At 62.5% G+C, this 26,504-nt stretch carries 27 protein-coding genes; 14 read left to right on the top strand and 13 right to left on the bottom strand.

Annotated elements, in window-relative coordinates; translation table 11 throughout:
- Window positions 1-342: 342 nt before the first annotated feature.
- The 3 genes from KW832_RS18845 to KW832_RS18835 are packed head-to-tail and all read left to right on the top strand — an operon-like array spanning window position 343 to window position 5,551.
- Window positions 343-3,954 carry a glycosyltransferase family 39 protein gene (locus tag KW832_RS18845; RefSeq protein ID WP_218301089.1) on the top strand — a complete coding sequence of 1,204 codons (3,612 nt, stop codon included), beginning with the start codon at window positions 343-345 and terminating at the stop codon, window positions 3,952-3,954.
- Window positions 3,951-4,865: a UbiA family prenyltransferase gene (locus KW832_RS18840; protein WP_218301090.1), complete on the top strand. Its 915-nt coding sequence runs from the start codon at window positions 3,951-3,953 to the stop codon at window positions 4,863-4,865. The genes KW832_RS18845 and KW832_RS18840 overlap by 4 nt, the downstream gene beginning before the upstream one ends.
- The gene (locus KW832_RS18835) at window positions 4,862-5,551 is read left to right on the top strand and encodes a glycosyltransferase family 2 protein (protein WP_255577836.1); all 690 of its coding nucleotides are present in this window, start codon (window positions 4,862-4,864) and stop codon (window positions 5,549-5,551) included. Before KW832_RS18840 ends, KW832_RS18835 begins: the two co-directional genes overlap by 4 nt.
- A gap of 191 nt (window positions 5,552-5,742) precedes the next feature.
- Here the strand turns inward: KW832_RS18835 and KW832_RS18830 are convergent, their stop codons facing one another.
- Window positions 5,743-6,309, bottom strand: a complete 567-nt coding sequence (locus tag KW832_RS18830; protein ID WP_218301091.1) for a Crp/Fnr family transcriptional regulator — start codon at window positions 6,307-6,309, stop codon at window positions 5,743-5,745.
- Between the two features lie 200 nt (window positions 6,310-6,509).
- Between KW832_RS18830 and KW832_RS18825 the strand changes: the two genes are divergently transcribed.
- The 5 genes from KW832_RS18825 to KW832_RS18805 all read left to right on the top strand — a co-directional run bounded on the left by KW832_RS18825 (window position 6,510) and on the right by KW832_RS18805 (window position 11,914).
- Window positions 6,510-7,070: a Spy/CpxP family protein refolding chaperone gene (locus KW832_RS18825; protein ID WP_218301092.1), complete on the top strand. Its 561-nt coding sequence runs from the start codon at window positions 6,510-6,512 to the stop codon at window positions 7,068-7,070.
- Between the two features lie 305 nt (window positions 7,071-7,375).
- The gene (locus KW832_RS18820; protein WP_055401899.1) at window positions 7,376-8,101 is read left to right on the top strand and encodes a response regulator transcription factor; all 726 of its coding nucleotides are present in this window, start codon (window positions 7,376-7,378) and stop codon (window positions 8,099-8,101) included.
- A complete protein-coding gene (locus tag KW832_RS18815) occupies window positions 8,098-9,489 on the top strand; it encodes an ATP-binding protein (RefSeq protein ID WP_218301093.1) in 1,392 nt (463 codons plus the stop codon). Before KW832_RS18820 ends, KW832_RS18815 begins: the two co-directional genes overlap by 4 nt.
- Window positions 9,490-9,655: 166 nt before the next feature.
- A complete protein-coding gene (locus KW832_RS18810; protein ID WP_218301094.1) occupies window positions 9,656-10,759 on the top strand; it encodes an ABC transporter ATP-binding protein in 1,104 nt (367 codons plus the stop codon).
- Window positions 10,760-10,957: 198 nt separating this feature from the next.
- A complete protein-coding gene (locus KW832_RS18805; RefSeq protein ID WP_218301095.1) occupies window positions 10,958-11,914 on the top strand; it encodes an AEC family transporter in 957 nt (318 codons plus the stop codon).
- A 50-nt stretch (window positions 11,915-11,964) separates the two neighbouring features.
- On the opposite strand, the gene KW832_RS18800 is transcribed toward KW832_RS18805, so the two are convergent.
- From KW832_RS18800 to pdxH, 7 genes are all read right to left on the bottom strand, one after another.
- The gene (locus KW832_RS18800; RefSeq protein ID WP_218301096.1) at window positions 11,965-12,936 is read right to left on the bottom strand and encodes an alpha/beta fold hydrolase; all 972 of its coding nucleotides are present in this window, start codon (window positions 12,934-12,936) and stop codon (window positions 11,965-11,967) included.
- A 49-nt stretch (window positions 12,937-12,985) separates the two neighbouring features.
- Window positions 12,986-13,690: an SDR family oxidoreductase gene (locus KW832_RS18795; RefSeq protein ID WP_218301097.1), complete on the bottom strand. Its 705-nt coding sequence runs from the start codon at window positions 13,688-13,690 to the stop codon at window positions 12,986-12,988.
- Between the two features lie 113 nt (window positions 13,691-13,803).
- Window positions 13,804-14,805 carry an NADP-dependent oxidoreductase gene (locus tag KW832_RS18790; protein ID WP_218301098.1) on the bottom strand — a complete coding sequence of 334 codons (1,002 nt, stop codon included), beginning with the start codon at window positions 14,803-14,805 and terminating at the stop codon, window positions 13,804-13,806.
- 121 nt (window positions 14,806-14,926) lie between these two features.
- Window positions 14,927-15,220, bottom strand: coding sequence for a hypothetical protein (locus tag KW832_RS18785; protein ID WP_218301099.1), 294 nt, complete (start codon window positions 15,218-15,220; stop codon window positions 14,927-14,929).
- A 297-nt stretch (window positions 15,221-15,517) separates the two neighbouring features.
- Entirely contained in the window at window positions 15,518-16,111 is a 594-nt protein-coding gene (locus tag KW832_RS18780) for a TetR/AcrR family transcriptional regulator (RefSeq protein ID WP_121420177.1), read from the bottom strand.
- Between the two features lie 138 nt (window positions 16,112-16,249).
- Window positions 16,250-16,654 (bottom strand): VOC family protein, encoded by a 405-nt coding sequence (locus KW832_RS18775; protein WP_218301100.1) that lies wholly within the window; start codon window positions 16,652-16,654, stop codon window positions 16,250-16,252.
- Window positions 16,655-16,699: 45 nt separating this feature from the next.
- Window positions 16,700-17,338 (bottom strand): pyridoxamine 5'-phosphate oxidase, encoded by a 639-nt coding sequence (pdxH, locus tag KW832_RS18770; protein ID WP_218301101.1) that lies wholly within the window; start codon window positions 17,336-17,338, stop codon window positions 16,700-16,702.
- Between the two features lie 149 nt (window positions 17,339-17,487).
- Between pdxH and KW832_RS18765 the strand changes: the two genes are divergently transcribed.
- The 3 genes from KW832_RS18765 to KW832_RS18755 all read left to right on the top strand — a co-directional run bounded on the left by KW832_RS18765 (window position 17,488) and on the right by KW832_RS18755 (window position 20,996).
- Window positions 17,488-18,060 (top strand): TetR/AcrR family transcriptional regulator, encoded by a 573-nt coding sequence (locus KW832_RS18765; RefSeq protein WP_121506399.1) that lies wholly within the window; start codon window positions 17,488-17,490, stop codon window positions 18,058-18,060.
- A gap of 181 nt (window positions 18,061-18,241) precedes the next feature.
- A complete protein-coding gene (locus tag KW832_RS18760) occupies window positions 18,242-18,703 on the top strand; it encodes a (2Fe-2S)-binding protein (RefSeq protein ID WP_055401911.1) in 462 nt (153 codons plus the stop codon).
- A gap of 22 nt (window positions 18,704-18,725) precedes the next feature.
- Window positions 18,726-20,996, top strand: a complete 2,271-nt coding sequence (locus KW832_RS18755) for a xanthine dehydrogenase family protein molybdopterin-binding subunit (RefSeq protein WP_218301102.1) — start codon at window positions 18,726-18,728, stop codon at window positions 20,994-20,996.
- A 29-nt stretch (window positions 20,997-21,025) separates the two neighbouring features.
- Here KW832_RS18755 and KW832_RS18750 read toward each other — a convergent pair whose 3' ends face one another.
- Complete coding sequence (locus tag KW832_RS18750) at window positions 21,026-21,934, bottom strand: LysR family transcriptional regulator (RefSeq protein WP_218301103.1); 909 nt, start codon at window positions 21,932-21,934, stop codon at window positions 21,026-21,028.
- A 100-nt stretch (window positions 21,935-22,034) separates the two neighbouring features.
- On the opposite strand from KW832_RS18750, the gene KW832_RS18745 reads away from it, so the two are divergent.
- Window positions 22,035-22,802, top strand: coding sequence for an SDR family NAD(P)-dependent oxidoreductase (locus KW832_RS18745; protein ID WP_218301104.1), 768 nt, complete (start codon window positions 22,035-22,037; stop codon window positions 22,800-22,802).
- Window positions 22,803-22,885: 83 nt separating this feature from the next.
- Window positions 22,886-23,449, top strand: coding sequence for an NTP transferase domain-containing protein (locus KW832_RS18740; RefSeq protein WP_218301105.1), 564 nt, complete (start codon window positions 22,886-22,888; stop codon window positions 23,447-23,449).
- A 92-nt stretch (window positions 23,450-23,541) separates the two neighbouring features.
- Here the strand turns inward: KW832_RS18740 and KW832_RS18735 are convergent, their stop codons facing one another.
- Window positions 23,542-24,069 carry a superoxide dismutase family protein gene (locus KW832_RS18735; protein ID WP_176885993.1) on the bottom strand — a complete coding sequence of 176 codons (528 nt, stop codon included), beginning with the start codon at window positions 24,067-24,069 and terminating at the stop codon, window positions 23,542-23,544.
- Between the two features lie 99 nt (window positions 24,070-24,168).
- Window positions 24,169-24,762: a gamma-glutamylcyclotransferase gene (locus KW832_RS18730; protein ID WP_218301106.1), complete on the bottom strand. Its 594-nt coding sequence runs from the start codon at window positions 24,760-24,762 to the stop codon at window positions 24,169-24,171.
- 112 nt (window positions 24,763-24,874) lie between these two features.
- On the opposite strand from KW832_RS18730, the gene KW832_RS18725 reads away from it, so the two are divergent.
- Window positions 24,875-25,390 (top strand): OmpA family protein, encoded by a 516-nt coding sequence (locus KW832_RS18725; protein ID WP_218301107.1) that lies wholly within the window; start codon window positions 24,875-24,877, stop codon window positions 25,388-25,390.
- 127 nt (window positions 25,391-25,517) lie between these two features.
- Here KW832_RS18725 and gloA read toward each other — a convergent pair whose 3' ends face one another.
- Window positions 25,518-25,931 carry a lactoylglutathione lyase gene (gene gloA, locus KW832_RS18720; protein WP_121420190.1) on the bottom strand — a complete coding sequence of 138 codons (414 nt, stop codon included), beginning with the start codon at window positions 25,929-25,931 and terminating at the stop codon, window positions 25,518-25,520.
- A complete protein-coding gene (locus KW832_RS18715; RefSeq protein WP_121508683.1) occupies window positions 25,928-26,479 on the bottom strand; it encodes a PaaI family thioesterase in 552 nt (183 codons plus the stop codon). Before KW832_RS18715 ends, gloA begins: the two co-directional genes overlap by 4 nt.
- Window positions 26,480-26,504 lie beyond the last annotated feature (25 nt).

Below are 26,504 nucleotides of genomic sequence, written 5' to 3'. Positions count from 1 at the left end.
AATATTATTTTTGGTTTTAAAAGGCGCTCTTGCTGGATTGCGTCGGCGCCCCACACGGCCCCATCCCTTCGGTTGCTCCGCCCTCGATCAGGCCCCAGCAAGGCCCGCAACTCTGCTCATGCTGCAGGACCAGGCCGAGCAAGGGGGTGACTTTTGCCTGCCGCGTACAGGCTTGTTTCCCACGGACCGCTTGGCTTTTAGAGTACGCGTGCCGAGCGTTTCACCCCCAGAAAATGGCTTCTAGTGAGCTGCATGGTACATTTGCAGAAGTAACAATTTGTGATAGAAAATCAACAAAATTAATTGATTTTTGTGTTGCCAATGTGAATATTTTATAAATCAATGATTTTCTCCATTTCCTTGTTGTTGATCGTCTGGTCCTCACAGCGATGGGCTTCACGCTTTGCCAATTCTTCTGCCGATAGTTTCTGGATTTTCATCGCCAGCACAATGCTGCAGGTGGGTGCAATTGCAAGCCTGACATCGTTGGTTCACGCATTGAATCCGGCTGCGTGGATGCTGGTCCAGCTGCTTTTTTGCATTGCCACTTTGCGGTTGACACGCGAAATGGGGTGGCCCACGCTTCGGGGCTTTCTGGGGATATGGAGTGCGCAGCGCACAAGGCTTGCAGCGTTCGCGCGGGGATTATCGCAGTGGGGAGTGATAACGCTGATGGCGATTTGCGGAGTCCTCTGGATGTCGTTGGTAGGGCAGGCCGTAGCGCCTCTCCAGAACTTTGATGACAGGATGTACCACGCCTCGCGGGTTATCTACTGGATTCAAAATCAATCGGTATTCCCGTTTGACACGCACAATATCCGACAGACGATGATTCCGTTCGGGAGCGAGTTATTCTTCCTGTGGCCGGTGCTGTTCACCAAAACTGAAGCTATGGGCCGCATTGTGTTTTGGCTGGCGTTTCCATTGGCAGCCATCGGTCAATATTATTTATTGCGGGCACTCAAATTGAGCCAGACAGTGGCTCTGGTGGGCGTGTTGATTCTGGTCTCTACGCCTCTTGTTGCATCCAGTGCAGTGGGGCTCAAGCCTGAAATCTGGTCCATCGTCACCCTGCTGGGTATTGCCTATTGGGTGGTTTCCATTTGCACGCAGCCTGATGCATCGAAGGCCCAATATTTCTTCCTGGGGACATTCACGGTACTGAGCATCAATGTCCGGTCGTTTCCAGTGTCGATGATTCCTAGCTTGCTGCTGATCGTGTGGTGGGCGCCGAGTCCGTTTTCATGCATTGCGCGGTTCAAGGCACTGGCTGCAGGATGGGTGTGTGCGGGTGTTTTGAGTTCGCTGCTTGTTCCCCTGGCATTCAACACGGCGCTCTACCACCACCCCTTGGGGCCACAGGAGGTGCGGCGCGTGGTGCAGGCCAACATCACTCCGCAAGTGATCTACACGCACGCGGTACGTTTTGTATTTTTGCTCCTGGAACTGCCGGACGTTCCGGCTTCGAGCGAAACGAGGTCCCGTTTCAGCAGTGCCGCCAACCAATTCATTTATTCCATTGGCGCTGGCGCACCCTTGGCGGGCGAAAACAAGGGCGCGTGGCCGGGGAGTTTCGTGTACTCGCTGCCAGAGCACTCCACACGGTTTTCGTTGTGGGGGTTGCTGTGGATTCCCATGTCGCTGATCGCTGTGTACCTTCTGGTTCGCAATCTGGTCGCGACCTGGCCGCACGTGAGGCTGACGGCGTTGTCGGCACAAACGCTGTTGGCAATTCCATTGCTGTGCGCAATCCTGTTTGGCGCGCGGTGGATGGCCCAGTCCGACGTGCCTGCGCGATTTCTCATTGGCCCGTATGCATTGCTGCTGCCCGTTGGCATTGCGCTGGTTGCGCCGTACCTCTCCATAAAGAAATTTGCCCAGGCGCTCATCGCGATGGTGGTCACGTATGCCGCATACCAGCCGATGAGGGCTCTGGCTTACGACGCTGTACAGGCCATCGCAGCTCCCGCCTCGGAAAAGCTGATCAATGAGCCATTTGAAGAAATTGTCGGGTCCATGCTGCCGGCTGGTTCCCGCGTGCTTTTTGTGGGGCACCAGGACGCCCGCGACTATTCGCTCTTCTCCCCGGAAACCCGTTATTCCAATGCAGTGATTCCCTGGGGCACGGGGCCTTTTGACCCAGAAAGAATGGGCCGGATGATCGCATCCGAAAAAGCCACCCACGTCTTGATCCAGGACGACAAGCAGGTGTTCTTCGAGTGGTTTCCAACCGTCGATACCCGCGAAATGGTGAAGTGGCTCAGCGCCCAGGCCGGACTGAAGTCCATCCCCCTCAACACACCCCACATGCGTCTGTTCGAAGTGAGCGGCACCACATTGGCCAACGAAAGGCCATTCCAGACGACGGCCGTCCCGCCGGGTTCACCCTTGATCAGGGTCGCCGACAGTCTCAAAACCAAGGTGGGTATCGATCCCGCCTTGCTGGAGACGCCATGGCCTGTTGAAAACCTGGGTGGCAGAGAGGGCGGTTTCCTGTGGATGGGTCAGGGGCATGCCGAGGGCATCGAGTTCGCACTCTGGTCGCGCGAGGACCACGACGTGGACCTCCGGTTCGAGGTATCCCCGGGGCACGGCCTGACTGCGCCCGACCGGAGGGTCATGGTGCTGCAGGACGGCGTCCCTGCGGCGGAAGGCGAGTACACCTTCCGCGGGAGGGCTTCGGTGGTGGCGCGCACCCGCCTCCATGTGGGGCGGAACGTCATCAGCATCTTCGCGGTGGATACCGCCACCATCAAGCCACTGCCCAATGGCGATACCCGCAATCTGGTCATGGGCCTGCACGAGATACGCATCGAACCAGGGCCGGTTGCCGCACCTGCAGCCACCGCAGGCGTGATGCGGCCAGCTTTGCCCGACAAAGCGGACCCAGCCCCCAACGCCACCCGCCATGGCGAGCTTGCGCACAGCGCCCGCAAGGCTGTGGGTTTGATCAGCCGCAGGCAACAGGTCGATGGCTACTGGCTCACTGCGTACACCAGCGAAGAGCGTTTTGAGAAGCCGAAGCTGGAAATGAACACCTACGTCACTTCCATGATGGTGGACGTTCTCGGTTCAAGACCAAGCCCCGTGGGGCTGGGGGGAAGCCTGGACCGGGCCCGGACCCATCTGCGCAGCCAGATCGAGGCCAGTGGGCTCGTGCGCTACCACGGCCGGCCGGATGGCGCCGCCATGACCAAACATGGGCTGTGCCCCATCACACCCGATGCCGACGACACCGCCCTGGTGTGGAGACTGGCCCCCGGTGCAGATGCACTGCGGCCAGCGGCCCTGATGGCGCTGCTGCAGTACCGTACCGCCGAAGGCCTGTACAACACCTGGCTGGGCCAACGCAATGAGTACCGGTGCATCGACCCAGGCTCCGATCCGAACCCCACCGACGTGGCAATCCAGATGCATGTGCTGATGTGGCTGGCACAGGCCGACCCACCAGCGGCCCAGATGTTGTGCGGCGCGCTTCGCCAAGCCATCGACCAGGACCGCCTGTGGGTTTACTACCGCAGGGCCCCGCTGGTACCCGTCCTGCGCCAGGCCGACATGAAAGCGGTGGGCTGCGATGTGCAGTTGCCGCCCGCGCGTTCGCAAACAGCCCTGCCAGGGCAGGAAATCTGGCTGCACGCCAGCGACATGTTGCAGCAGCTCCAGGGCGGCAAGGGCAGGGTGCCCGAGCCGACCCAGATCATCCATCTGCTTCAAGAGCTGTCAAAAAATGACTTCTTCGCCGTGAAGCGGAACCCGCCCTTGCTGTACCACAACGATCTCACCGCCTCGGTGCGCAGGTTCTACTGGTCGGAAGATGTGGGCTATGCGCTCTGGCTGCGGCTGTACCTGGAAAGCGCGCGACTGGGCCTTCTGGCCGACAACGGCAACGGCCTTGACAACAACACCGGCAGCTCTGCAGCCGATGGCAGGCGGACTGCCCCGAAAACACCATGATGGATCGTCCCCAGGGAGCCCGGCGGGTTCTGCGCCTGTTGTCGTGCATTCGATTCGACGAGGTTCTGGTGCTTCAGGGCGCGCCTTTGCTGGGCGCCGTCTTTGCCATGGGCCACTTCACATATCAGAGCGCGGCGATGCTGTTGCTGTTGATGGCAGGAAACGCCTTTTTGGTGGCCCACATTTTCATGCTCAACGATTGGTCCGGAGTGCACCAGGACCTTCGGGACCCAACCAGGGCCGCAGGGGTTTTTATCAATCGCGGTATTCGGCGCAATGAGATCGGGGCCTTGTTGCTGATTCTGCTGGCGCTGAGCCTCATGACCCTCAGCCAGCTGAACGCGGCAACGCTGGCTATTGCGCTGTCGATCGCAGTGGCAGGAGCGCTCTACTCCATCCCGCATGTTTACCTGAAGGGCATCCCGCTTGCGAACACACTGCTCCATGTTGCCAGCGGGTTGCTGCATTTTTTGCTGGGCTATTCAGTATTCAGAAGCCCCGACATGAATGGTCTGCAGATCGGATTGTTCTTTGCCACTATTTTCAGCGCGGGCCACCTGACGCAGGAGGTTCGCGATTGCGAGGCCGACCTAAGCAACGGGATTCAAACCAATGCAGTGAAGTTCGGCAAAAAGCGGAGCTTCATCGCTAGTTTTGTGCTTTTCACGCTGGCCGACGCCCTGTTGGTCCTGCTGGCGCTGAGAGGAACGGTGCCGCAAGTGCTGGCCATGTTTGTCGCGTTGATTTATCCGCTGCATTTTTACTGGATGCTCCAGGCGATGCGGGAAGGACTGACGTTTGAGAGTGTACGCAGCCTGCAGGCGCGCTATCGTGCGCTTTATGCGGGCTTGGGCGTTGTCATGATTGTTTCCGTACTATTGGCGCAAAAATGGATATACCTTCTTCCATGAAGCTGACGATTGTCATTCCTTGCTTCAATGAAAAGCAAACCATCCGGTCTATTGTGGATGCAGTGCGTTCAGCTCCTTATCCGCAGAAAGAAATCATTGTTGTCGATGATTTTTCAACAGATGGAACCAGAGAGATACTTGCTAATGAGTTGGCTGGCAAGATTGATAGACTGGTATTTCATGAAACCAATCAGGGCAAGGGGGCGGCACTCAGGTCTGGCATCCAACATGCCACCGGGGCTATCGTCATCATTCAGGATGCCGATCTTGAATACAACCCCGATGAATATCCCATTTTAATAGAACCTATTTTATCCAACAGGGCCGATGTAGTGTTCAGTTCGCGTTTCATTGGTGGCAATTGCCACCGCGTCTTGTACTTCTGGCATCGCGTGGGCAATGGGTTCTTGACGTTGGCATCCAATGTATTCACCAATTTAAATCTGACGGACATGGAGTCCTGCTACAAGGCATTCCGGCGAGAAATAATTCAATCCATTCGCATTGAAGAAAATCGTTTTGGATTTGAGCCGGAGATTGTAGCCAAGGTTTCAAAGTTGAATTGCCGCATCTATGAGGTGGGCATTTCCTATTTTGGAAGAACTTACGAAGACGGCAAGAAAATCGGCTGGAAAGACGGGGTCAGAGCCCTCTACTGCATAATAAAATATAATATTTTTCGATAATTTTATTTGCCAATATGGACATCAGCGCTTCGCACCCGACAGGATGAGCCTACTTTCCATAAACCCTTGTTGTCTCGCGGCAATACGTGTCCTCATCAGCAAGCACCTGCCGAAAAGGGTGTTGATGCTCCCCGTCAGTGGCACGTGCTGCAGACCGAGGTGGACGATGGAGGAGGGCGGGTGGTGGGCTCCTAGCCCAAGGCCCGAAGCAAGTTGCCGTTTATATGGATCAGCCCTTCGTCCTGCATTCGCCGCAGGGTCCGGTAAAGGGCCTCATGCGTGAGGCCGAGTTCGGCGGCCCAGGCCTTTCGAGGCTGCTGCAGGGTTAAGCAGCCATCAACCCCTTCAGCGTGGATGTAGTGAGCAATGCGGTCCGCAGCCCTGTGCAGGCTCAGCCGCTCACACTGCGCACGCAGCTTGCGCAGTTCTTGCGACAGCTGCGACTGCCAAGCTGCGCGAAAGTCTGACGAATCGTGCAACGCAGTGCGAAACGCATCCGCTGGAAATTCCAGCAGATCGCTGGGCTCGGAGGCTACGGCGGTGCAGTGGTAAAGCTGGCTGTCCAGGCTGGCTTCTGCCACAAAGCCCTGCCGTGATCGCTGAAGGATGACTTCGCCGCCGTTGCGGCTGAACCGAACGAGGCGCACTTCACCCGTGACCACCAGGTAAATGCTGCACACAGGATTGCCAGTTTGAAAGACGGCGTGGTGTGCTGCGAATTGCCGCGCCTTTGCCAGTTCGCGCAGGCTTGGGGGCATCAGCCGCATCCATGGCAAATCGGCTCCCGAGCCGGACACACCCACACCTATCGCTTTTTTCATATGACCAAAATCATATCGTTCAGGACGACCTTCTTCGTAACATGCGCACGATAATCACAACAACGTGGGCCATGACCATGACAGCAAGAGTTCAGCTACGCAATACAGGCGCCCGGTCAACACAGGGTAGGGGCCACATGCCCGCACTGATCAAGACGGCGGGGTGCATTGCACTGGCATTGGCTGCCCATCTCGCCACCGCCGAGCCTGCGCCCTATGCCGGCCAGCAAAAACGCGCCATCAAATCGTTGTCTGACCAGGACGTGACAGATCTGTTGCAGGGGCAGGGCATGGGTTTGGCCAAGGCTGCCGAGTTGAACGGCTACCCCGGACCAGCCCACGTTCTGGAGCACGCAGACGCGCTGGCGTTGACCGACCAGCAGAGAACGGCCACAACCGCCTTGCTGCACGCGCACAAGGAGGCCGCGCGAAAGCTCGGAGCGGCCCTGATCGCTTCGGAAGAGGCGCTGGATGAGGCGTTCAAAACGGGCACGATCCACCCCGCAAGGCTATCGGCACTGACCAGCGAAATCGGACAGCGCCAGGCGCGCTTGCGCGAAGAGCATTTGCGCACGCACCTTGCGCAAACCGCGCTGCTCCACAGTGACCAGATCCAGCGGTACTCCGCCCTGCGCGGCTACGCTGCGGGCTCAGAGCCTTCGCCTGCAACACGCCCGGTGCACAAAGGGCACCATTGAGTTCTTGCAACCCGTTCACCGCTGGTGGGTGCGAGGCACCCAAGTGTCCTGAGTTGGAAATTCACTTCATAAAGACGCCCAAAATCGCCGCCATACTGCGTTGCAAATCCTCGCGATAGCTAAGGCTACCGCTGTGGCTTGCGCCTTGCCTGGCGACGATTTCGACATCTTTATTTCATCAACGAACCTCCAACTCAGGGCACGAGCTTTCATTCGCGTCGTCCTCTCACGCTTTCGCCTTGCTTTCACGCCCCCTCCGTACAACCACAGTGGCCGGGGCCCAGCGCAGAAGGCATGATCGGGGCATGAAACTGCTGTTGGTCGAGGACGATTTTGATCTGGCCGGTGCCTTGAGCCGCAGCCTCGTGGCGCGCGGTTTTGAGGTGCTGTGCTGCGCCGACGGCAAGGAGGCCCTAGCGGCGGCGCGGCGCACGGCCTTTGATGTGATCACGCTGGACCTGTCTTTGCCGGGTCTGGACGGGCTGGAGGTGCTGCGACGCCTGCGCGATGGCGGCAGCACCACGCCCGTGCTGGCGCTCACGGCCCGTGCGGCCGTCACCGACCGCGTGGCAGGGCTGGAGGCGGGGGCGGACGACTACCTGGCCAAGCCGTTTGACCTGGACGAGCTGGTGGCGCGCCTGCGGGCCCTGACACGCCGGGTGGGGCGCGACGGGCAGTTGCGCTGTGGTGCGCTCCACCGCGACCCGGCCAGCGGCGCGTTCTACAACGAGGCACTGCCGCTGGAGCTGTCGCAGCGTGAGGCGGAGCTGCTGCGCCTCTTGATGTCGCGCATCGACCGCGTGGTGAGCAAGGAAGAGCTGCGCACCCAGGTGTTTGCCAACACCGATGAGCAGGTGCAGGCCGATGCGGTGGAGGTGGTGGTGCACCGCCTGCGCAAGAAGCTGGTGGGCACCAATGCCGAGATCGTGACCCTGCGCGGCGTGGGCTACCTGCTGTGCGATGCCGACAGCATGGCCGCCCAAAAAGGCGACAAGGTCGACAAGGCCGAGAAGGGCGGGGCGCTCCGGTGAACACGCCGTGGTGGCAGCGCTGGCCCTGGCGCCCGCGCGGAGGATCGCTACAGCGGCTGATTCTGGTGGGCCTGCTCGTGCCCCTGTGGGCGCTGGTGTCCCTGGTCGCCACGGTGCAGGTGGTGCAGCAGGTACGGCACAACGCTGCCGAGCAGGATGCCGTGCTGCACAGGGCGCTGACAACCTGGCCGACGGTGTTGCAGCCGCAGGCCGGTGCATCCGCCATGGAGCAAGCCCCTGCGGTCTGGTTCCGCGAAAGCAGCCTGGACGGCGAGCGCCTGGCGGGCAGCGCCGACCTGCCGCGTGTACCGCCCTCCGAGGCCGTGCAAGGGCACGGCAGCGTGCACTTTTACCTGGCGCAGGTGGGCGACCAACTGGTGCGCGTGGCCGCTACGCTGCACCAGCCGGCGGTGGCTGGGGGCGGGCAGGGCGCCGCCCCGCCGGTGGTGCGCCAGGTGGCGCGGCCGTTCAGCGAACGCCTGCCCAGCGTGGCCCGCCTGATGGATGAAGGCGCGGGTTTGCGCCCAGTGGTTCTGCTGGCCCTGGCCATGACGGCGGTGGCGATGGTGCTGGCGCGCATCGCGTCGGGCTGGCTGCTGCACGCGGATGTGTCGCTCACTCCGCCACCCCAGCCGGGTGCAGGCGGCACCGGCCAGGGCTACGAAGGCCCGTCAGAGCTGGCGCCTGCCGTGCAGCATTATGGTGAGCTGCAGCAAAGCCAGAGCCGATGGATCGAGGAGCAGCGGCGTTTTCTGGCCGACGCTACGCACCAGCTGCGCACCCCCATGGCGGTGCTGCGCACGCAGCTGCAGTCGGCCATTGCGGGCGATGTGCTGGTGGCTGATGCGCTGCAGCAGATGCTGCACACGGTAGACCGCGCCTCGGGCCTGGCCAACCAGCTGCTGAGCCTGAGCAAGGTGGAGCAGCTTCAGCGCATGGGCGAGCTGCCCAGCGTGGATTTGAACCCCATGGCCCGCGAGGCCGTGATGGAGCTGGCGCCACTGATCGCCGCCAAGCGGCTGGACTTTGCGCTGGAAGGCCCCGATACGCTGTGGGCCCCCGGCGACGCGGCGCTGCTGGGCGAGCTCATGCGCAACCTGCTGGCCAACGCCATCCACCACACGCCCGTGCATGGGCGGCTGGGGGTGCTGCTGCGCAACAGCACCGGGCGGCGCGAACTGCTGGTGTGGGACGAAGGCCCTGGCATTGACGACGCCGTGCGACAACGGTTGTTCCAGCCGTTTTCGGCAGGGCAGGGCGGGGTGGGGCTGGGGTTGTCGATCTGCCGGCAGATTGCCGAGGCGATGGGCGCCCAGGTCATGCTGTTCAACCGCATGGACGCAGGGCAGGTCATCGGTGTCGATGCCGTTGTTGCCTGGCATGAATAGGAAACCCCCTGTGTCGCCTGCGGCGCCTTCCCCCTGGGGGGACGCAGCCCTCGCTGCGGGGCGGCCCTTGCTCGGCTGCTCTTGCGCAGGGCGCGCCGGTCTCTTGGTTCAGGGGCCTGGCAGTGCTACGGGCGACTGAGATGGCAATAACCAGAACCTACGGACCATGACGAACACCGCAGCCCCCCACGGCATTGAGTTCCACAGCGTTTGCAAGCGCTACGGCCCGTCTGCCGACGCCCCACTGGTGGTGGACCACATCAGCTTTGTGGTGCCCCGTGGCACGCTCACCACCATCCTGGGGCCATCGGGCTGCGGCAAGACGACCACGCTGCGGATGATTGCCGGGCTCGAATCGCCCACTGTAGGCCGCATCTTCATCGACGGGCAGGACGTGACCACCCTCGGCCCGGCACAGCGCAATGTGAGCCTGGTGTTCCAGAGCTACGCGCTGTTCCCGCACCTGAACGTGATCGACAACGTGTGCTACGGCCTGCACGGGCTGCCCCTGCGCCCGCCGCAGGTACGCGACAAGGCCCGCGCCATGCTCGACACCGTGGGCCTGCAGGGCCTGGACCTGCGCAGGCCCCATGAACTTTCGGGGGGGCAGCAGCAGCGCGTGGCCCTGGCCCGAGCGCTGGCGCTGGAGCCCGCCGTGCTGCTGTTTGACGAGCCGCTGTCCAACCTGGACGCCCGCTTGCGGCGCGCCATGCGCGAAGAGATCCGCGCCCTGCAGCAACGCCTGCGCTTGACGGTGGTCTATGTGACCCACGACCAGAGCGAAGCCTTGGCGGTCAGCGACCAGATTGTGGTGATGAACAAAGGCACCATCGCCCAGTGCGGAGCGCCCAGCACGCTGTATGAGCAGCCCGCGTCCGAATTTGTGGCGGGCTTCATGGGCGAGGCCATGCTGTTCGAGGGGCACATCCATGCGCTCAATCCGGCGGATGGGGAAAGCCCGGCGGCTGGCAGCCATGCCAGGCTCGGCCCTTTGCGCGTGCCATCGCCAGCATCTCTCGCCCCCGGCCCGGTCAAGATCGCCGTGCGGCCCGAGGCCTGGGTCATAGGCCCCGCCACCTCCAGCGGGCTGGCCGCCCGGCTGACCAAACGCACCTACCTGGGCAGCGTCATGGAATACACCTTTGCGAGCGCGCTGGGCGAGATCTTTGTGGTTTCGCCCCAGGTGGAGCTGCCGCTGGATGTGGGCGCACCGGTGAGCCTGACGCTGGCAGACCACGGGGTGTCGGTGGTGTCGGTGGTGGCGGGGTGAGATGCCCTATGGCACGGACAATCCACCACGCACCGGCACACCGACTGCCGGGCATGAAATATTCAAACAAAAATTGGCCCTGGCGCTTGATGGATAAGCGCAAGCAGCTACAAAAACAATAGTGACCAGCGGATGCCAGCGTGGTGACCCGGGCCACAATACGGGCCTCCACCACCGCACGGCCACCGGTTTTTCACCTTGAACTCTCCCGTTTTCACCTCGCTGATCCCCGTCATCCTGTTCATCGCCATCGGCTTTTACGTGGGGCGGCGCGGCTGGATTCGGGCCGCAGCGGTGAAGGACCTGGCCAACCTCGTGTTCATGGTGCTCACGCCCGCGCTGCTGTTTCGCACCATGAGCACGGTGCACATCGAAGACCTCAACTTCGGCCCCGTGGGGATCTACTTTGTGGCGTTTGGCGTGGTGTACACGGCCACGCTGGCGGTGCTGGGCTTTACCAGCCTGGGCGCGGCGCGGGCGCTGGCCAACACCTTCAGCAACACGCTGATGATCGGCGTGCCGCTGGTGGGCCTGGTGTTTGGCGATGCGGGGCTGGTCACACTGTTCACGCTGATCTCGGTGCACTCGCTCATCCTGCTGACCGCCGCCACCGTGGTGTTTGAACTGGCCGCCGCGCGCGAGCATGCAGGCCGGGAGGGCTCCGCGCAGCAGCCCATGTGGCGCACCGTGCTGCAGGCCGTGCGCAACGGTATCGTGCACCCGGTGCCGCTGCCCATCATTGCGGGCCTGCTGTTTGCGCAGACCGGGCTGGTGGTGCCGCAGGTGGTCGACAAACCCCTGCTGCTGCTGGGCCAGGCGCTGGGGCCGATTGCGCTGCTGCTGGTGGGGGTGACGCTGGCGTTTACCAAGGTCGGCCACCACTTCAAGGCCGCCCTGCGCATTGCGCTGGTCAAGTGTGTCGTGCACCCCATCGTGCTGGCCACCCTGGGCTGGGCACTGGGCCTGTCGGGCATGCCGCTGGCGGTGATGATCGTGGCAGCATCGCTGCCGGTGGGGGCCAACGTGTTCCTGTTTGCGCAGCGCTATGCGGTGGCCGAGGATGAGGTGACGGCGAGTGTGGCGGTGTCTACGGCGCTGGCGTTGGTCACGATGCCGGTGGTGATTTTGGCGGTGACACGGTGGGTGGTGGGCTGAATATGATGGGCTGATGATCTGCTCGGCGGTTTTCTGCTGCCGCTTGTCGGTCAGGGTACGGCGAGAAATCCGAGCGCCTTCATGACGAACTCGGCGTGGAACTGGAAAACCCCACCATGGCCCGCGTCGGGATAGATGATCAGTTGGCTGTTGGGTAGCCGCCGTGCCAGGTCGTGCGTATTGATCGTCGGGACCATCCGGTCGTTGTCACCGTTGACGACGAGCACTGGTTGCCGGATGCGGGAAAGATCGGCGGGCGCCTTCTTGCCCCAGGCGCTCAGGGCCTGCAACTGGGCCACGTAGGCGCTCACGGTAATGTCCTTGTCACGGTTGTCTGTGCGCTCCGAGAGCCGTTTCAGGAAAGCCTTGCCGGCTTCGATGCCGCCGGGCGTGCGGGTGAAGAACAGGAACTGCTTGGGGTCCTGGCCCGTGAAAAGGCCTCGCAAGAGGTCCAGATTGGCCACCCCTGCAACGGAGCTGATGCCCTCGCCCCCAGCCGGGCCGGTGCCAGCGAGAATCATTTTGCGAACCAGATCGGGCTCCTTCAAGGCGATCTCTTGGGCAATCATTCCGCCCATCGAGAAGCCGAACAGATCCACCTGCTGGTAGCCCTTGGCCTTGATGAAAGTGATCGCGTCATCGGCCATCTGCTCCATGGAGTTGGATGGCGAGCCGCTGGATGCACCCACGCCCCGGTTGTCGAACGCGATCACGTGGCGCTGGGCGGCAAACCCGTCCACCACGCGGGGGTCCCAGTTGTCCAGCACCGCCGCCAGATGGACCAGCAGAATCAGCGGCGTCCCGCCGTGGTGCTTGCCCAGTTCGCGGTAGGCAAAGTCCAGCCCGCCCGCAGAGATGGACTGGGTGGGCGCAGTGGCCCAGGTTGGCCGCTCTGGGCTGGCTACTGGCGCGGCGCGCCTGGTGCCCCCAGGCACGGCCTGTTGGGCATGTGATGGAGTGGATGCAAACGGGGCAGCCAGCGCAAGCAGCGCCGCTGCCGTTTTCTTCAGGATGGGGTTCATGGCGGGCTTTCGGTAGGCCAAAGACACAGGGGCGGGTATCGGGGCATACTCAGCCCATGGGGTGCAGGTAGGTCGGCGTGGGCGCGGTCATGCCGTTTTTGACCAGCATGGTGAGTTCGTCCGCCAGGACTTCATCCAGACCCGCTTCAAGGCCGTCCAGCGCACGCTGGACGATTTTTTCAGGGCTCGACTTGGGTACATCGAAGCTCCGGGTGAGATCGGTGTCCACGTACGCCATGTGCAGGCCGAGCACCTGGGTTTTCTGGGCCAGCAACTCGTTGCGCAGCGCGTTGGTGAGCGACCAGGCGGCAGACTTGCTGGCGGAGTAGGCGGCCAGCTCTCCGCCGTTCACCCAGGAGGCGACCGACAGCACATTCAGCAGGGCACCGCCCCCGTTGTCCTTCAGGATGGGCGCAAACGCCTTGCTCATGCGCAGCACGGAGAAGAAGTTGGTCTCGAAGATGCGGCGTGCGACTTCTTCGCTGTCGTCAGCGAGAAATCCCCCTGGCTGGGCGATGCCCGCGTTGTTGATGAGCAAGGTCACATCCCCGGCCTGGGCGACGGCATTGGCGACTTCGTCGGGCTTCGTCACATCAAGTTTCAGCGCCTGCACACCGGGCAGGGTGACGGAGGCCGGATCTCGGGCGGCTGCATAGACTTTGCGGGCACCCCGGTTCAAGAGTTCACGTGCAAAGGCCAGCCCAATGCCACGGTTGGCGCCCGTCACGAGGGCTACGGCGTTTTCAATCTTCATAAAAAGCTCCAGTTCAAAAATCAAGATTTCGTTGCGCAGGGCAAAGCCAAGCCAGGCGGGCCATGTCTGCCTTGGGCCCTGCTTGGCTTTGCTCTGATTGGCTTTTTGGGTGACTACCGCACCTTGATCACGACCTTGCCTTTGGCGCGGCCGGATTCGACATAGGCCAGTGCGTCGTTGGTGGACTCAAACGAGAAGACCCGGTCCACCACAGGCCGTATCACCCCGGCCTCCACCAGGCGCGTGATCTCGCGCAGCTGACTTCCGTTGGCCCTCATGAAAAGGAACGAATAGCCGACCCGGCGCGCCAATGCCCTGCGCCTGACGCCTGCACTCAGCAGCCGCACGACCAGCTTCACGAACCAGGACGCCCTGATCGCGCTTGCGAAATCGGGATCCGGCGGGCCGGAAATGGAAATGAGCTTTCCACCGCCCTTGAGCACTCGCAGGGATTTTTCGAGGGTCTTGCCGTCCTGGCTGTTCAGTACGACGTCGTAGTCGCGCAATACGTCCTCAAAATCCTGCGTCTTGTAGTCCACCGCGACGTCGGCCCCCAGGGCCTTCACCAGTGCGGCATTGGCCGTGCTGGTGGTCGTGGCCACCGTGGCACCAAGATGCTTGGCCAGCTGGATGGCAAAGGTCCCCACGCCGCCAGAGCCCGCCTGGATAAAGACCTTCTGGCCCTTTTTGATTTGGGCCTTCTCGACCAGCGCCTGCCAAGCCGTCAGCGCCACCAAGGGAAGGGACGCTGCTTCTTCCATGGTGATGTTCTTTGGCTTGAGCGCCAGCGAGGCCTCTTTCACCGGCACAAATTCAGCAAACGTACCGATGCGAAAGTCGTCCGGCCGTGCGTAGACCTCATCACCCACTTTGAACTGCCGCACGCGGGGGCCCACCTGGGTGACCACGCCAGCCACGTCGTGGCCCAAGACGAGGGGCAGTTTGTAAGGCAGGATGAGCTTGAACTCTCCACTGCGGATCTTCGAGTCCAGAAGATTCACACCCGCAGCGTGGACCTGGACCAGGACTTCGTCGTCGCGCAGCTCCGGGGTTGACAGCTCGGCCAATCGAAGATCCCCTTTTTTGCTGTAGCGATCAATGACAAATGCTTTCATGGTTTTCCTTACTCCTGGCGTATCCAGGTTGGTGAACGGCCCACTGGCGACGATCAAATTGTGTTTATATGATTTTCGTCATATTTCAGATCGAGACAAGGACCGCATCACCTTCGTCAAGTTAGCGCGCGCCAGTCTCGCCAGAGGAGATCTGGCCAGTACGGACTGCATCTGCCGCCTGTGCCCGGATGGCTGCGCGGTCAGCCACAGACTTGTAAGACTCGGCTTTGGAGCCCGAAGGAATCTGGCTTCGAGTCATGGGTACTTGTGCAGCTTCTACGGCGACTTCAGCCCGCGTGCGGTTGCCCTCAAACTGGGTGGCAAATTGCGCCGGGTCCAACTCAGAAGCCTGTGCGCCGACTGAGGTGAGCGTTGCGGCTACTGCGACGGAGAGAAAGCGAGAGAAGGTGTTCATGGTAGATATCTCCTAGGAAATGAGGCTCACGCGCCTCGGAAAATGCTGAATGCCAGGCTTTTCGGCGAGTCACTCAGCGTGGTTTGCTGTGGAAGGGTTGGTGGTCAATGCAATCAATAGGGCGTTTCAAAGTTCGACGGCTAAAAGATTTCATGATGATCATCATATTTCCGCACAAACAAGAACGCCGAAACAGGCCAGAGAACAAGCCCTCGATAGGCTGATTTTCGACTTTTCCAATTCACCTCAGTTTCTAATATGATGTTCATCATAATTTAACCCCCAAAAAAATGGAAGCTATTTTTGCGACTCTTCACCACTGGAGCGGGCGTACTTGAAAGCAGCTTTGCTGAGCCTTCCAGCCAGCGAAGGATCGTCTACGGCGCGCGCCAGGGAAACGGCTCCCACCATGGTGGCAACCAGAAAAAGTGCTCGCTCGTGGGCTTCTGGTGTACCCCAGGTGGGCAACTGTCGTGCGATCACATCCACCATTTCTTTCATTCGCCGGGTGGCTGCACGCCGCACCTCGGGGGCTTGGCGGGCCAGCTCCGAACTGAGGGCTGCCATAGGGCAACCAACATCCGGATTGTTGATATGCTGTTCCGACAAATAGGCCCCCAACATGGCCTCCAGCGCTTGATCGGCTGGAACCGACGCAGCTGCAGACTCGGCGAGCCCAACGGTTTCTGCGCCCGCTCTGTCTGTGGCTTCCGCAAGCATCGCCTCCCGAGAAGGGAAGTGGGAATAGAAGCCACCATGCGTGAGGCCTGCGTCCTTCATGATGTCCGCAACGCCCGCTCCGCTGAATCCATTGCGCCTGATGGCACGCGCCGCCGCCGCCACGATGCGCTCATGGCTTAGCTCTTTGCGTGATGGGGCTGCGTTCTTCATGCCCTCACTGTATCACGAATTATGATGATCATCATAATTTTTATCCGCCAAAGGCTTTTCAAAGTCGCAGGCTCTTGAGGTCAAGAGATGCTCATGGCGCCGCGACGTGAAGAAAAGATACGACGAAGTGGCTTGGGCTCAGGCGTCTTGGGGGTCGTGGGGGTCGTGGCACGCCACGCAGAGCTTGTTCCCATCCGGATCTCGGAAATACGCGCCGTAGTAGTTGGCGTGGTACTGCGGCCTCAGGCCTGGCGGCCCGTCACAATGCCCCCCGTTTGCCAGGGCCGCAGCGTGCACTGCATCCACCTGCGCGCGGGTGCTGGCAGCAAAGGCGGTCATCTGGCCGTTGCCCGGTGCGTGTTCGCCTTCAAAAGGACGGCCGATGAGAAAAAGGGGGCGCGGATTGGGGTGGCTTTGCCATCCGGCCCAAGGGTGGGCGGCATCCACAAAACGCGGCGCGATGCCCAGCGCTGCCATCACGGGCTGGTAGAACGCCAGCGCGCGGTCGAAGTCGGTGACGCCGATGAAGATGTGCGAAAACATCGTTGGCCGCTTGCAGGTCTGTTGTTGTCCCTGGGTGGGCCGCAGTCAGGGCGCCAGCCGCTCACGCATCCATTCGCCGCAATCCAGACGGTACCGCAACCGGTCATGCAACCGGCTTTTGCGCCCCTGCCAGAACTCCCACTGATCAGGCTTGAGGCGATACCCACCCCAGTGCGGCGGGCGGGGTGGCTTCAGCATGAACTGCGCACCGTACTTGGCGGCATTGGCCACCAGCACGCCCCGGCCAGAAATCACCTGGCTTTGCGGGCTGGCCCAGGCGCCGATGCGCGAATCCAGCGGGCGGCTGTTGAAGTATTCGTCGCTCTCAGCATCGCTGACCTTTTCCACCACGCCCTCGATGCGCACCACACGTTCCAGCTCTACCCAGTGGAACTGCAGGGCTGCGTAGGGGTTACCAGCAATCTGGCGGCCCTTGCGGCTGTCGTAATTGGTGAACCAGACGATGCCGCGCTCGTCATAGCCCTTGATCAGCACGATGCGGGTGCTGGGGCGCAGGTCGCTGCCCACGGTGGCCAGGGTCATGGCGTTGGGCTCGGGCACTTCGGCACTGATGGCTTCTTTCAGCCACTGGTCAAACTGCAGCAGGGGGGCGGCGTGCGAGGCGTCTTCGTTGAGTTCGGCGCGCTCGTAGCTCTTGCGAAGGTCGGCGATGGAGGTGGTCATGGGCCAATTGTGCATGCGAGGGCAGGGCGGTTGCCAGCCACGGCGGGCAGGCTGCAAAGAGGGCGACGGCCGGGCGGGATCCGGGTAACGTGGGGTCTTCGGTGGCCCTGGTTGTCGTCGAATAACTATTCGCTTATATTGCCCCACCGATGAAACCCAAAGACGACGAAAAGCAGCGTGCCATTGCCCAGGCCACCTTCGAACTGGTGGCCCAGACGGGCCTGAGCGGCCTGACCCTGGCCGATATTGCCCGCGCGGCGGGCATTGCCACCAGCACGCTGTATGTGTACTACCCGTCCAAGGATGAACTCATCAGCCAGCTCTACCAGGATGCCAAGACGGTCACGGCCGCGCGCATCATGGAGGGCATCGTGCCCGGCATGCCCTACCGCGCCCGCGTGCGGCGCGCCTGGGGCAACCTGCTGCGCCACCGGCTGGACCAGTATGCCGAGGTGGTGTTTCAGGAGCAGTACTACAACTCGCCCTGGTTCACCGAGGGCAACCGCGAATTCTCGACCCGCCTGATGGCTGGGTTTTTTGCGTTGATGGAAGAGGGCCAGCAGCAAGAGATCTTGAAGGCCGTGCCCATCCCGCTGCTCACGGCCAGCCTGGTGGGGTCTGTGCGCGAGACGGGCAACCTCATCCGCACCAAGGTGCTGCCCGATGAGGAGGCCGTGCACCAGATGGCTTTTGGGCTGTGCTGGGACGCCCTGAAGGCCTGAGCAGGAGATTGCGATGAATTTGTCTACCCGAGGTTGATCTTTTAGTCGAATTTTTATTCTCTTAAAAATGCCACTCACCACGCTCCAACCGTTTCATGGCCGATGGCGTCGCTGACACCATCCCGTTCTGTTCAACCGCCTCCCACCACACAACAACACCTTCCCCACGGAGAACCCCACGATGCCCACCCTCAACATCAATGGCAAAGATACGGCTGTGGATGCCGATGAATCCACCCCCATCCTCTGGGCCCTGCGCGACACGCTGGGCATGACCGGCACCAAGTTTGGCTGCGGCCAGGCTTTGTGCGGGGCCTGCACGGTGCATCTGAACGGTGCGCCCATTCGTTCGTGCATCACGCCCATTTCGGCGGCGGCAGGCCAGAAGATCACCACCATCGAGGCGGTGACCACCAATGACAAGGTGGGCAAGGCCGTGCACGCTGCCTGGGTCAAGCACGACGTGGCCCAGTGTGGCTACTGCCAAAGCGGCCAGATCATGAGCGCCACCGCACTGCTGCAGGGCAAGAAAAAACCCACCGACGCCGACATTGACGCTGCCATGGCGGGCAATGTGTGCCGCTGCGGCACCTACGTGCGCATCCGCGCGGCCATCCATGACGCTGCCAAGACTCTGGCCTAAGAACACCGAGCAGGAGAACACTATGCATTTCGACGCTCAAACCGCCCGCGCCCATATGCCAAAAGGCCTGGTAGCGCTTATGAATCAGGCGCAAGGCGCTATCAATACAGAAGCAGACGCAGCCTCCCACGAAGGCGTGGCGCGCCGCACGTTCCTCAAGGTGTCTGCGGCATCCGGTTTTGCGCTGGGTGCGTTTCCGCTGGTGGCCAGCGCGCAGGGCGCCGGGGCAGCGGCCGCAGGCCTCAAGCCGTTCGAGCAGCCTTCAGCCTTCGTCCGTATCGACGCCGATGGCACGGTCACCGTCACCATCAACCGCCTGGACTTTGGCCAGGGCGTGCAAACCGGCCTGCCCATGATCCTGGCCGAAGAGCTGGATGCCGACTGGAGCAAGGTGCGCAGCGTGCACGGCGATGCCAACCAGGCCTATGCCGACCCGATGATGGGCATGCACCTCACGGGTGGCTCCAACTCCATCAAAAACTCCTACACCCAGTACCGCGAACTGGGCGCTCGCACCCGGGCCATGTTGGTCTCGGCCGCTGCCGCGCAGTGGGGCGTGGATGCCTCGGCGCTGCGCACCAGCAACGGTTTCGTCGTAGGCCCCGGTGGCAAGAAGCTGGGCTACGGCGCGCTGGCCGAAGCGGCCATGAAGCAGCCCGTGCCCGAAAAGGTCACCTTGAAAGACCCCAAGCAGTTCCGCCTCATCGGCAAGCCCACGGGCCGGCTCGATGCCAAGGCCAAATCGAGCGGCCAGCAGGCCTACGGCATTGACGTGCGCTTGCCTGGCATGCTGACGGCCGTGGTGGCGCGCCCGCCGGTGTTTGGCGCCAAGCTGAAGTCGATGGACGACAGCGCCGCCAAAGCCATCAAGGGCGTGAAGGCCGTGCTGCGCGTGCCCACCGACCGGGGCGGCGAGGGCGTGGCCATCGTGGCCGATGGTTACTGGCCCGCCAAGCAGGGCCGCGATGCGCTGAAGGTGGAATGGGACACCAGCGCGGTGGGCAAGCCCGACACCACGGCACTGCTGGCGCAGTACCGCGAGCTGGCCACCAAGCCTGGCAACGTGGCCATGCAGGCCGACATGGCGCCGCTGGCTGGCGCTGCGCACAAGATCAGCGCCGAGTTCGTCTTCCCCTACTTGGCGCACGCACCCATGGAGCCCCTCAACTGCACGGTGAAGCTCGATGGTGACAAGGCCGAACTCTGGATGGGCACGCAGATGCCCGGCCTGGATGCGATGGCCGCCGCCAAAACGCTGGGCCTGCAGCCGCAAAACGTGAAGGTGAACACCCAGATGGCCGGTGGCGGCTTTGGCCGCCGCGCCATCCCCACCAGCGACTACGTGGTGGAAGCCTGCGGCGTGGCCAAGGCGGCGCGCACAGCGGGCATCACCGCCCCGGTGCGCACGCTGTGGAGCCGCGAGGACGACATCAAGGGCGGCTACTACCGCCCCATGCACGTGCACCGCGCCGAGATCGGGTTCGACGCACAAGGCAAGATCCTGGCGTGGGACCACACCATCGTCGGCCAATCCATCACCAAGGGCTCGCCGTTCGAGGCCTTCATGGTCAAAAACGGCATTGATGCGACGGCCGTGGAGGGCATGAAGGAGCCGTACAACGTGCCCATGAAACTGTCGGTGCACCACCCGGATGTGAATGTGCCGGTGTTGTGGTGGCGCAGTGTGGGCTCCACCCACACGGCCTACGCCATGGAAACCCTCATCGACGAAGTCGCACGCACCACCAAACAAGACCCCGTGGCCTACCGCATGGCCCTGATGGGCGACAAACACCCGCGTCACAAGGCCGCGCTGCAACTGGCCGTGGCCCAGTCGGGCTATGGCAAGAAGAAGCTGGCCCCCGGCCGCGCCTGGGGCGTAGCCGTGCATGAGTCATTTGAATCGGTGGTGGCCTATGTGGTCGAGGCGTCCGTCAAGGACGGCACACCCAAGCTGCACAGCATCACGGCCGGCGTGCATTGCAATCTGGTGGTCAACCCCAAAAGCGTGGAAGCCCAGGTGCAGGGCGCGGCTCTGATGGGCCTGTCGATGTGCCTGCCCGGCGGCGCCATCACGCTGAAGGATGGCGTGGTGGAGCAGAGCAATTTTGGCGACTTTGCCGTGCCGCGCATCACCGACATGCCCCAGGTGACGGTGCACATTGTGCCGAGCGCTGATCCACCGAAGGGCATGGGCGAGCCTGGGTTGCCGCCGCTGGCACCTGCGTTTGCGAATGCCATTGCCCAACTAACGGGCAAAACGCCGCGCGAGCTGCCGTTCAAGCTGGCTTGAGTGCAGCGTGCATCCGGGGGGCGGGTGCCTCACCCCCCGGGTGCTTCTGATGCAGCGGCCATCTTGACCAGCTCCAGAAACGCCCGCAGGGTGGCCGTGGGCTGCCTGCGGCTGGGGTAGTACAGGTAGAAGCCCGGGATGGGTGGGCACCAGTCGTCCAGCACGCTCACCAGCGCGCCGCTGGCCAGGGCCTCGCGGGCGTAGGGTTCGTACAGGTACGCAAACCCCACGCCCGCCAAGGCCGCCTGCAGGATGAGCGGCATGTCGCCTACGGTCAGGCGGCCTTGCACATCCACCGCGATCTTTTCGCCGGCCTTTTCAAACTCCCACGCATAGCGCGCTCCGCTCGGAAAGCGGATGCGCACGCAGGGCATCTGCATCAGATCGCGCGGGTTGCGCGGCGCACCCACCCCCGCGAGCAGGGCAGGGGACGCCACCACCATCAGCTGCTGCTGCGGCCCTAATGGCAGGGCCACCATGTCTTGCTGCAGGCGTTCTCCGTAGCGCACGCCTGCGTCAAAGCCACCTTCGACGATGTCGACCAACCCGTCGTCCAGCACCAACTCGACCTCGGCCTGCGGGTGCTGCGCCAGAAACTGTGCAATCAGCGGCCCCAGCACCAAATCGCCCGCCGAGCGCGGTGCATTGATGCGCAGCAGGCCCTGCGGGGTGTCGCGAAACACGTTGATGTCGTCGATGGCCGCAGCAATGTCCTGCAAGGCGGGCCCTACACGATCGAGCAACTGGCGCCCGGCTGGCGTCAGCGCCACGCTGCGCGTGGTGCGGCTGAACATGCGCACGCCCAGCCGCTCCTCCAGCGAACGCACGGCATGGCTGATGGCCGAGGCTGAAAGGCCCAGCTCTTGCGCGGCGGCCCGAAAGTTCAGGTGGCGGGCGATGGTGTTCAGGAGTTTGAGATCTGCGAGGTCCAGGCTCATTGTTGAATTTAGTTCATTGATGTGTGCATTTTCAGGCCATTTATATATTCCATTTTCAACAATAAGCTTCCCGCTGATTTGCAACACCACAGGAGAAAACATGCAAAACAGCGAGTGGAATCTGGCCGGAAAAACTTATCTGGTGAGCGGAGCGTCTTCGGGCATTGGCGCCGAAACCGCCGTGGCGCTTGGGCGCCACAAAGCCAATGTGGTGCTGGCCGCGCGCCGCACGGCCGAATGCGAAGCGGTGGCCGAGCGGGTGCGTGCCGCCGGTGGACAGGCCTGGGTGATGGCCCTGGATGTGACCGATGAGGCCAGCGTCCAGCGCAGTGTCGAGGCCACAGTGCAGCACTTTGGCCGCCTGGATGGCGCCTTCAACAACGCAGGTGCCCTGGGGGTCGCAGGCCCTTTGCACACACTGAATGCAGCGGATGTGCAGGCGGTGTTGCAGGCCAACACATTGGGCATCTTCTATGCAATGAAGCACCAGATTGCCGCGATGCTGAAGACGGGTGGCGGGGCCATCGTGAACAACCTGTCCATCTCGTCCCAGGTGGGGTTCAATGGCATCAGCGCCTATACCGCCAGCAAACACGCGGCCCTGGGCCTCACGCGCAATGCGGCGATGGAGTATTTTCAGCAAGGCATCCGCGTGAACGCCGTGAGTCCGGGGCCCACCGTCACTCCCATGGCACTGGCCGCCTTTGGCAACGAGGATGCAATGCGCAGTACCTTGCAGGCATCAGTGTCTGGCCGCCCGGCAGCCCCAGCCGAGATGGTCGGGCCGGTGCTGTTTTTGCTGTCGGATGCAGCCAGCTTTGTGAGCGGGCACAACCTGGTGGTGGATGGCGGGTATACGCTGGCTTGAGTCCCGTCGCAGTTCGGCGGACGGCCTAGAATCTCGCCCGCTGTGCGCCGCACGGTTCATTGTCCAACGCAGGTCCTATCTCCATGTCTCTCGATCCCTCGTCTCCCGTGGTCTTGGTGCTGGCCTCCGGCCGGGGCGATCGGTTTGTGGCATCGGGCGGGCAGGTGCACAAGCTGCGCGCATTGCTGGCGGGGGTGCCGGTGCTGGAGCACACGCTGGCCGCCGTGCGCGCCAGCGGGCTGGCCTGGCACCTGGAGGATGTGGGCCATCCTGGCATGGGCGATTCGATTGCGGCGGCGGTGCGGGCCACGTCCCATGAAGCAGGCTGGCTGGTGTTGCCGGGAGATCTGCCTCTGGTACGGCCTGACACCCTGCAAATGCTGGCCCAGGCCGTGGCGAAGAGGGCGGTGACGGTGCCGTTCTTTCACGGCGAGCGCGGCCACCCCGTGGGATTTGCTGCGCAGTGCTTGCCGGATCTGCTGGCCCTGTCGGGCGAGCAAGGTGCCGCCAGCGTGGTGCGCAAGTTTGCTCAGCAAGGGCAGGTGCAAACCCTGGCGGTGGAGGACGAGGGCACGGTGACGGACATTGACACCGTGCAGGATCTGGCGCGCGCCGAACGCCTCCTTGCCAGCCGTCCACCGGCCTGATCTGCCAAAAACCAAACCCGCCGGCCATCTCTGGCGGGTGGGTTGCGGGGGAGGGGCGGTTCAGGCCCAGGAGCCCGTAGCAGCCTCTTTGTTTATGACTTGGCGGCAATGACCGCACAGGCCAGACGGGGACCGGCATTGCCAGTGGGCTGGGTCTTGTAGTCGTCCGGGTCGCGGTGCACGATCAGGCCCTTGCCGACGATGTCATTGGCCGTGCTGCCGACGCGGATCGTGCGTGACTCAAAGCTGAAACTGGCCACGCCATTGGCATCGGCCTTGAGGCTGGGCAGGTCGCCCGTGTGGTGGTCGCCCATGCCGTGGTGGCCGTGGGATTTGCCGCCGGGGTTGAAGTGGCCGCCGGTGCTCATGCCGTCGCCGCTGCTGCAGTCGCCTTTTTCATGCACATGAAAGCCGTGCTCGGCATTGGGCTTGAGACCGCTGATGGAGCCAGACACCTTCACCACGTCGCCCGACTGCACGAACGTGACCGTGCCAGCGGTGGTGTTGCCGCGCGTGGGTTCGAGTTTGGCGGTGGCGCTGGGCCCTGAGGTATAGGCTGCACAGCCCGCCAAGGCCAGCGCCGTAACGGATGACAGGACAAAAGCGAAACGGATCTTCATGACTCAAACTCCTTAGAACAATGAAACCACCCGGTATTTAACCTGGCACCGAGGCGCAGTCTCCCCGTCGGGCCCATGCGCGTCCAGCAAAGATGTGCACTATGCCTCTTTTTGGGCCAGCGCAATCAAACGGGCCAGGGCCCGGTCATGGATGCCGTGCCTGCGCAGCTCGTCATACGTGGCCTGGGCGTAGTCCCGCGTGGTGCCATAGCGCCCACAGGCCTGCTCAAAAATACGGCAGTACTCGTGGTCGGGCAGCTCGCCCGTGTGGTTGGGGCTTTTGCGCGACAGGGTGAAGGCCAGCGCGCGCACCGGGCCGTGCGGGGTGTGGCAGGTAAGCCAGCGCGGGTCGTACACGGCGGTGATCATCTCTCGCTGCCACAGGTTGATCATGACCTGCCGCGCATGCGCCTTGTCCACACGGAACACCATGCCCCGGCAACTGCCGCCCGACAACATGCCGAACACCAGGCCCGGGCATTCGGGCGTGCCCCGGTTGATGCGGCTCCACATCTTGAGCGCCCGGTGCCAGCCATGCACCTTGGCCGGGCGGCGCTCGGCATAGTCGAAGTCCGGGCGCCAGATGAGCGAGCCGTAGCCAAAGATCCACAGGTCTTCGTGACCACCCCATTCGTTCAGGGCGCGCTCCAGCATGGGGGCCGGATCTCGCAGCGGGGCGGGCAGGTTCGTCATGGGTTCACTCTACAATCGAAAGCTTTGCTCTAACGCTCTGGGGACTTGTGTTTACGGGTTTCGCTACGGCCCCAGCATCCATTCTTTTTCTTAATCACTGCAGGAATCTCCAATGTCTAGTTCTGACGACGATAGCCAACAACGTTTTGCCCTGGGTTTCCTGTTCGCACTCATTGCGCTGGTGATCTCGGTGGTGGTCGGCACCGTGGTGGTCAAGCGCGTGGGCACTTCGGGTGCCGCCAAGCCTGCTGAGACGGCTTTGGCAGACAGCGCACCCGCCGCATTGGTCGTGGTGGAAGAAGCCAGCGTGCGTGTGGAAGACGGTGTGGTGAAGTTCTACTTTGCCACCGCCAAGGCAGAACTGGCCCCTGGCGCCGACGAAGTCCTGGCTGATGTGGTCAAGGGTGTGGCCGAGGGCAAGAAGGCTGTGATCTCCGGCTTCCACGACGCCACGGGTGACGCAGTCCTGAACGCCGAGCTGGCCAAGCAACGCGCCTTTGCAGTGCGCGATGCGCTCAAGGCCCTGGGCGTGGCGGAAGACAAGATCGAGCTGAAGAAGCCTGAAGAAACCACCGCCACCGGCAGCAACGCCGAAGCGCGCCGCGTGGAAGTGGCACTGGGCGCTTGATGCCTGTGTAGTGACCTGCAGCAGGTCGCTCCATAAAAACCCGGCAGTGCCGGGTTTTTTACTGAGTCAAATTTTCCTCTAGCGCTTATCCATCATGCGCTAGTAGCTATATATTTGATAGTGATGGTTAACGCAAGCCTGCGCCACCAGCCCCCTCGGTGCGTTGGATCAATTCAATCTTGTAGCCATCCGGGTCGGTCACAAACGCGATCACCGTCGTGCCGCCTTTGACCGGGCCCGCTTCGCGCGTCACGTTGCCGCCCGAGGCCTTGATCTTCTCGCACGCCGCGTAAGCATCAGGAACACCCAGGGCGATGTGGCCATAGGCAGTGCCCATCTCGTAGCTTTCCACGCCCCAGTTGTAGGTCAGCTCTATCTCGGCCTGGCCGGGGTTGCCGCCTTCGAAACCGAGGAAGGCCAGCGAGTATTTGTACTCGGGGTTCTCGGACTGGCGCAGCAGCTGCATGCCCAGGACGTTGGTGTAGAAATCAATCGAGCGTTGAAGGTTGCCAACGCGCAGCATCGTGTGGAGGAATTTCATCCCTTCGATTGTGCAGGCATGTCAAAAACCAGGCAGGTGGTGGTGGCGTGGGCATACAGCGTGCCGTCCGGCCCCACGAGGCGCGCTTCGGCCGTGGCCAACTGGCGCCCGCTGTGGATCACGCGGCCTTCGGCACGCACGCGCTGCACCTTGGGTGTGATGGCCTTGACCAGGTTGATGCCCAGCTCGGCCGTGGTGTAGCCCCGCCCGGGCTCCATGCGCGTATGGATGGAGCAGCCTAGGGCCGAGTCGAGCAGGGTGGCGAACCAGCCGCCGTGCACGGTGCCCATGGGGTTGAGGTGCTCAGCGCGGGGTGTGCCCTGGAAGATGGCTGTGCCTTCGCCCACTTCCACGATCAAGAAGTCCAGCGTCTTGGCGATGGCGGCGTAGGGCAGTTCGCCGCGCAGCATGGCCTGCATCTGCTGCAGGCCGTTCAGATGGGCGATCTGCTCGCGCCGGGCCACGCCAGGGCCGGGTCCTGCGTCCAGGGTGGCGAGGATGTCGCGCTCTTGTGCAAGCCAATGTTCCAGTTGGTTGTGCTGTGTCATGGGGGTGTCCGGGTTGTTGGCGTGG

Origin of the sequence: Acidovorax sp. sif0632, from assembly GCF_019218805.1 — a bacterium.
Taxonomy (GTDB): Bacteria; Pseudomonadota; Gammaproteobacteria; order Burkholderiales; family Burkholderiaceae_C; genus Acidovorax; species Acidovorax facilis.
The sequence above is the reverse complement of the archived record's forward strand: the minus strand, read 5'-3'. Positions and strand labels throughout refer to the sequence as shown.

Coding starts and splice junctions, on each gene's coding strand:
- KW832_RS18745 (WP_218301104.1), top strand. CDS start 22,035: ATGCAAAACAGCGAGTGGAATCTGGCCGGAAAAACTTATCTGGTGAGC.
- gloA (WP_121420190.1), bottom strand. CDS start 25,931: ATGAAATTCCTCCACACGATGCTGCGCGTTGGCAACCTTCAACGCTCG.
- pdxH (WP_218301101.1), bottom strand. CDS start 17,338: ATGACCACCTCCATCGCCGACCTTCGCAAGAGCTACGAGCGCGCCGAA.
- KW832_RS18740 (WP_218301105.1), top strand. CDS start 22,886: ATGTCTCTCGATCCCTCGTCTCCCGTGGTCTTGGTGCTGGCCTCCGGC.
- KW832_RS18795 (WP_218301097.1), bottom strand. CDS start 13,690: ATGAAGATTGAAAACGCCGTAGCCCTCGTGACGGGCGCCAACCGTGGC.
- KW832_RS18840 (WP_218301090.1), top strand. CDS start 3,951: ATGATGGATCGTCCCCAGGGAGCCCGGCGGGTTCTGCGCCTGTTGTCG.
- KW832_RS18755 (WP_218301102.1), top strand. CDS start 18,726: ATGCATTTCGACGCTCAAACCGCCCGCGCCCATATGCCAAAAGGCCTG.
- KW832_RS18780 (WP_121420177.1), bottom strand. CDS start 16,111: ATGAAGAACGCAGCCCCATCACGCAAAGAGCTAAGCCATGAGCGCATC.
- KW832_RS18820 (WP_055401899.1), top strand. CDS start 7,376: ATGAAACTGCTGTTGGTCGAGGACGATTTTGATCTGGCCGGTGCCTTG.
- KW832_RS18810 (WP_218301094.1), top strand. CDS start 9,656: ATGACGAACACCGCAGCCCCCCACGGCATTGAGTTCCACAGCGTTTGC.
- KW832_RS18715 (WP_121508683.1), bottom strand. CDS start 26,479: ATGACACAGCACAACCAACTGGAACATTGGCTTGCACAAGAGCGCGAC.
- KW832_RS18845 (WP_218301089.1), top strand. CDS start 343: ATGATTTTCTCCATTTCCTTGTTGTTGATCGTCTGGTCCTCACAGCGA.
- KW832_RS18725 (WP_218301107.1), top strand. CDS start 24,875: ATGTCTAGTTCTGACGACGATAGCCAACAACGTTTTGCCCTGGGTTTC.
- KW832_RS18765 (WP_121506399.1), top strand. CDS start 17,488: ATGAAACCCAAAGACGACGAAAAGCAGCGTGCCATTGCCCAGGCCACC.
- KW832_RS18760 (WP_055401911.1), top strand. CDS start 18,242: ATGCCCACCCTCAACATCAATGGCAAAGATACGGCTGTGGATGCCGAT.
- KW832_RS18835 (WP_255577836.1), top strand. CDS start 4,862: ATGAAGCTGACGATTGTCATTCCTTGCTTCAATGAAAAGCAAACCATC.
- KW832_RS18775 (WP_218301100.1), bottom strand. CDS start 16,654: ATGTTTTCGCACATCTTCATCGGCGTCACCGACTTCGACCGCGCGCTG.
- KW832_RS18735 (WP_176885993.1), bottom strand. CDS start 24,069: ATGAAGATCCGTTTCGCTTTTGTCCTGTCATCCGTTACGGCGCTGGCC.
- KW832_RS18825 (WP_218301092.1), top strand. CDS start 6,510: ATGCCCGCACTGATCAAGACGGCGGGGTGCATTGCACTGGCATTGGCT.
- KW832_RS18800 (WP_218301096.1), bottom strand. CDS start 12,936: ATGAACCCCATCCTGAAGAAAACGGCAGCGGCGCTGCTTGCGCTGGCT.
- KW832_RS18750 (WP_218301103.1), bottom strand. CDS start 21,934: ATGAGCCTGGACCTCGCAGATCTCAAACTCCTGAACACCATCGCCCGC.
- KW832_RS18785 (WP_218301099.1), bottom strand. CDS start 15,220: ATGAACACCTTCTCTCGCTTTCTCTCCGTCGCAGTAGCCGCAACGCTC.
- KW832_RS18830 (WP_218301091.1), bottom strand. CDS start 6,309: ATGCCCCCAAGCCTGCGCGAACTGGCAAAGGCGCGGCAATTCGCAGCA.
- KW832_RS18790 (WP_218301098.1), bottom strand. CDS start 14,805: ATGAAAGCATTTGTCATTGATCGCTACAGCAAAAAAGGGGATCTTCGA.
- KW832_RS18730 (WP_218301106.1), bottom strand. CDS start 24,762: ATGACGAACCTGCCCGCCCCGCTGCGAGATCCGGCCCCCATGCTGGAG.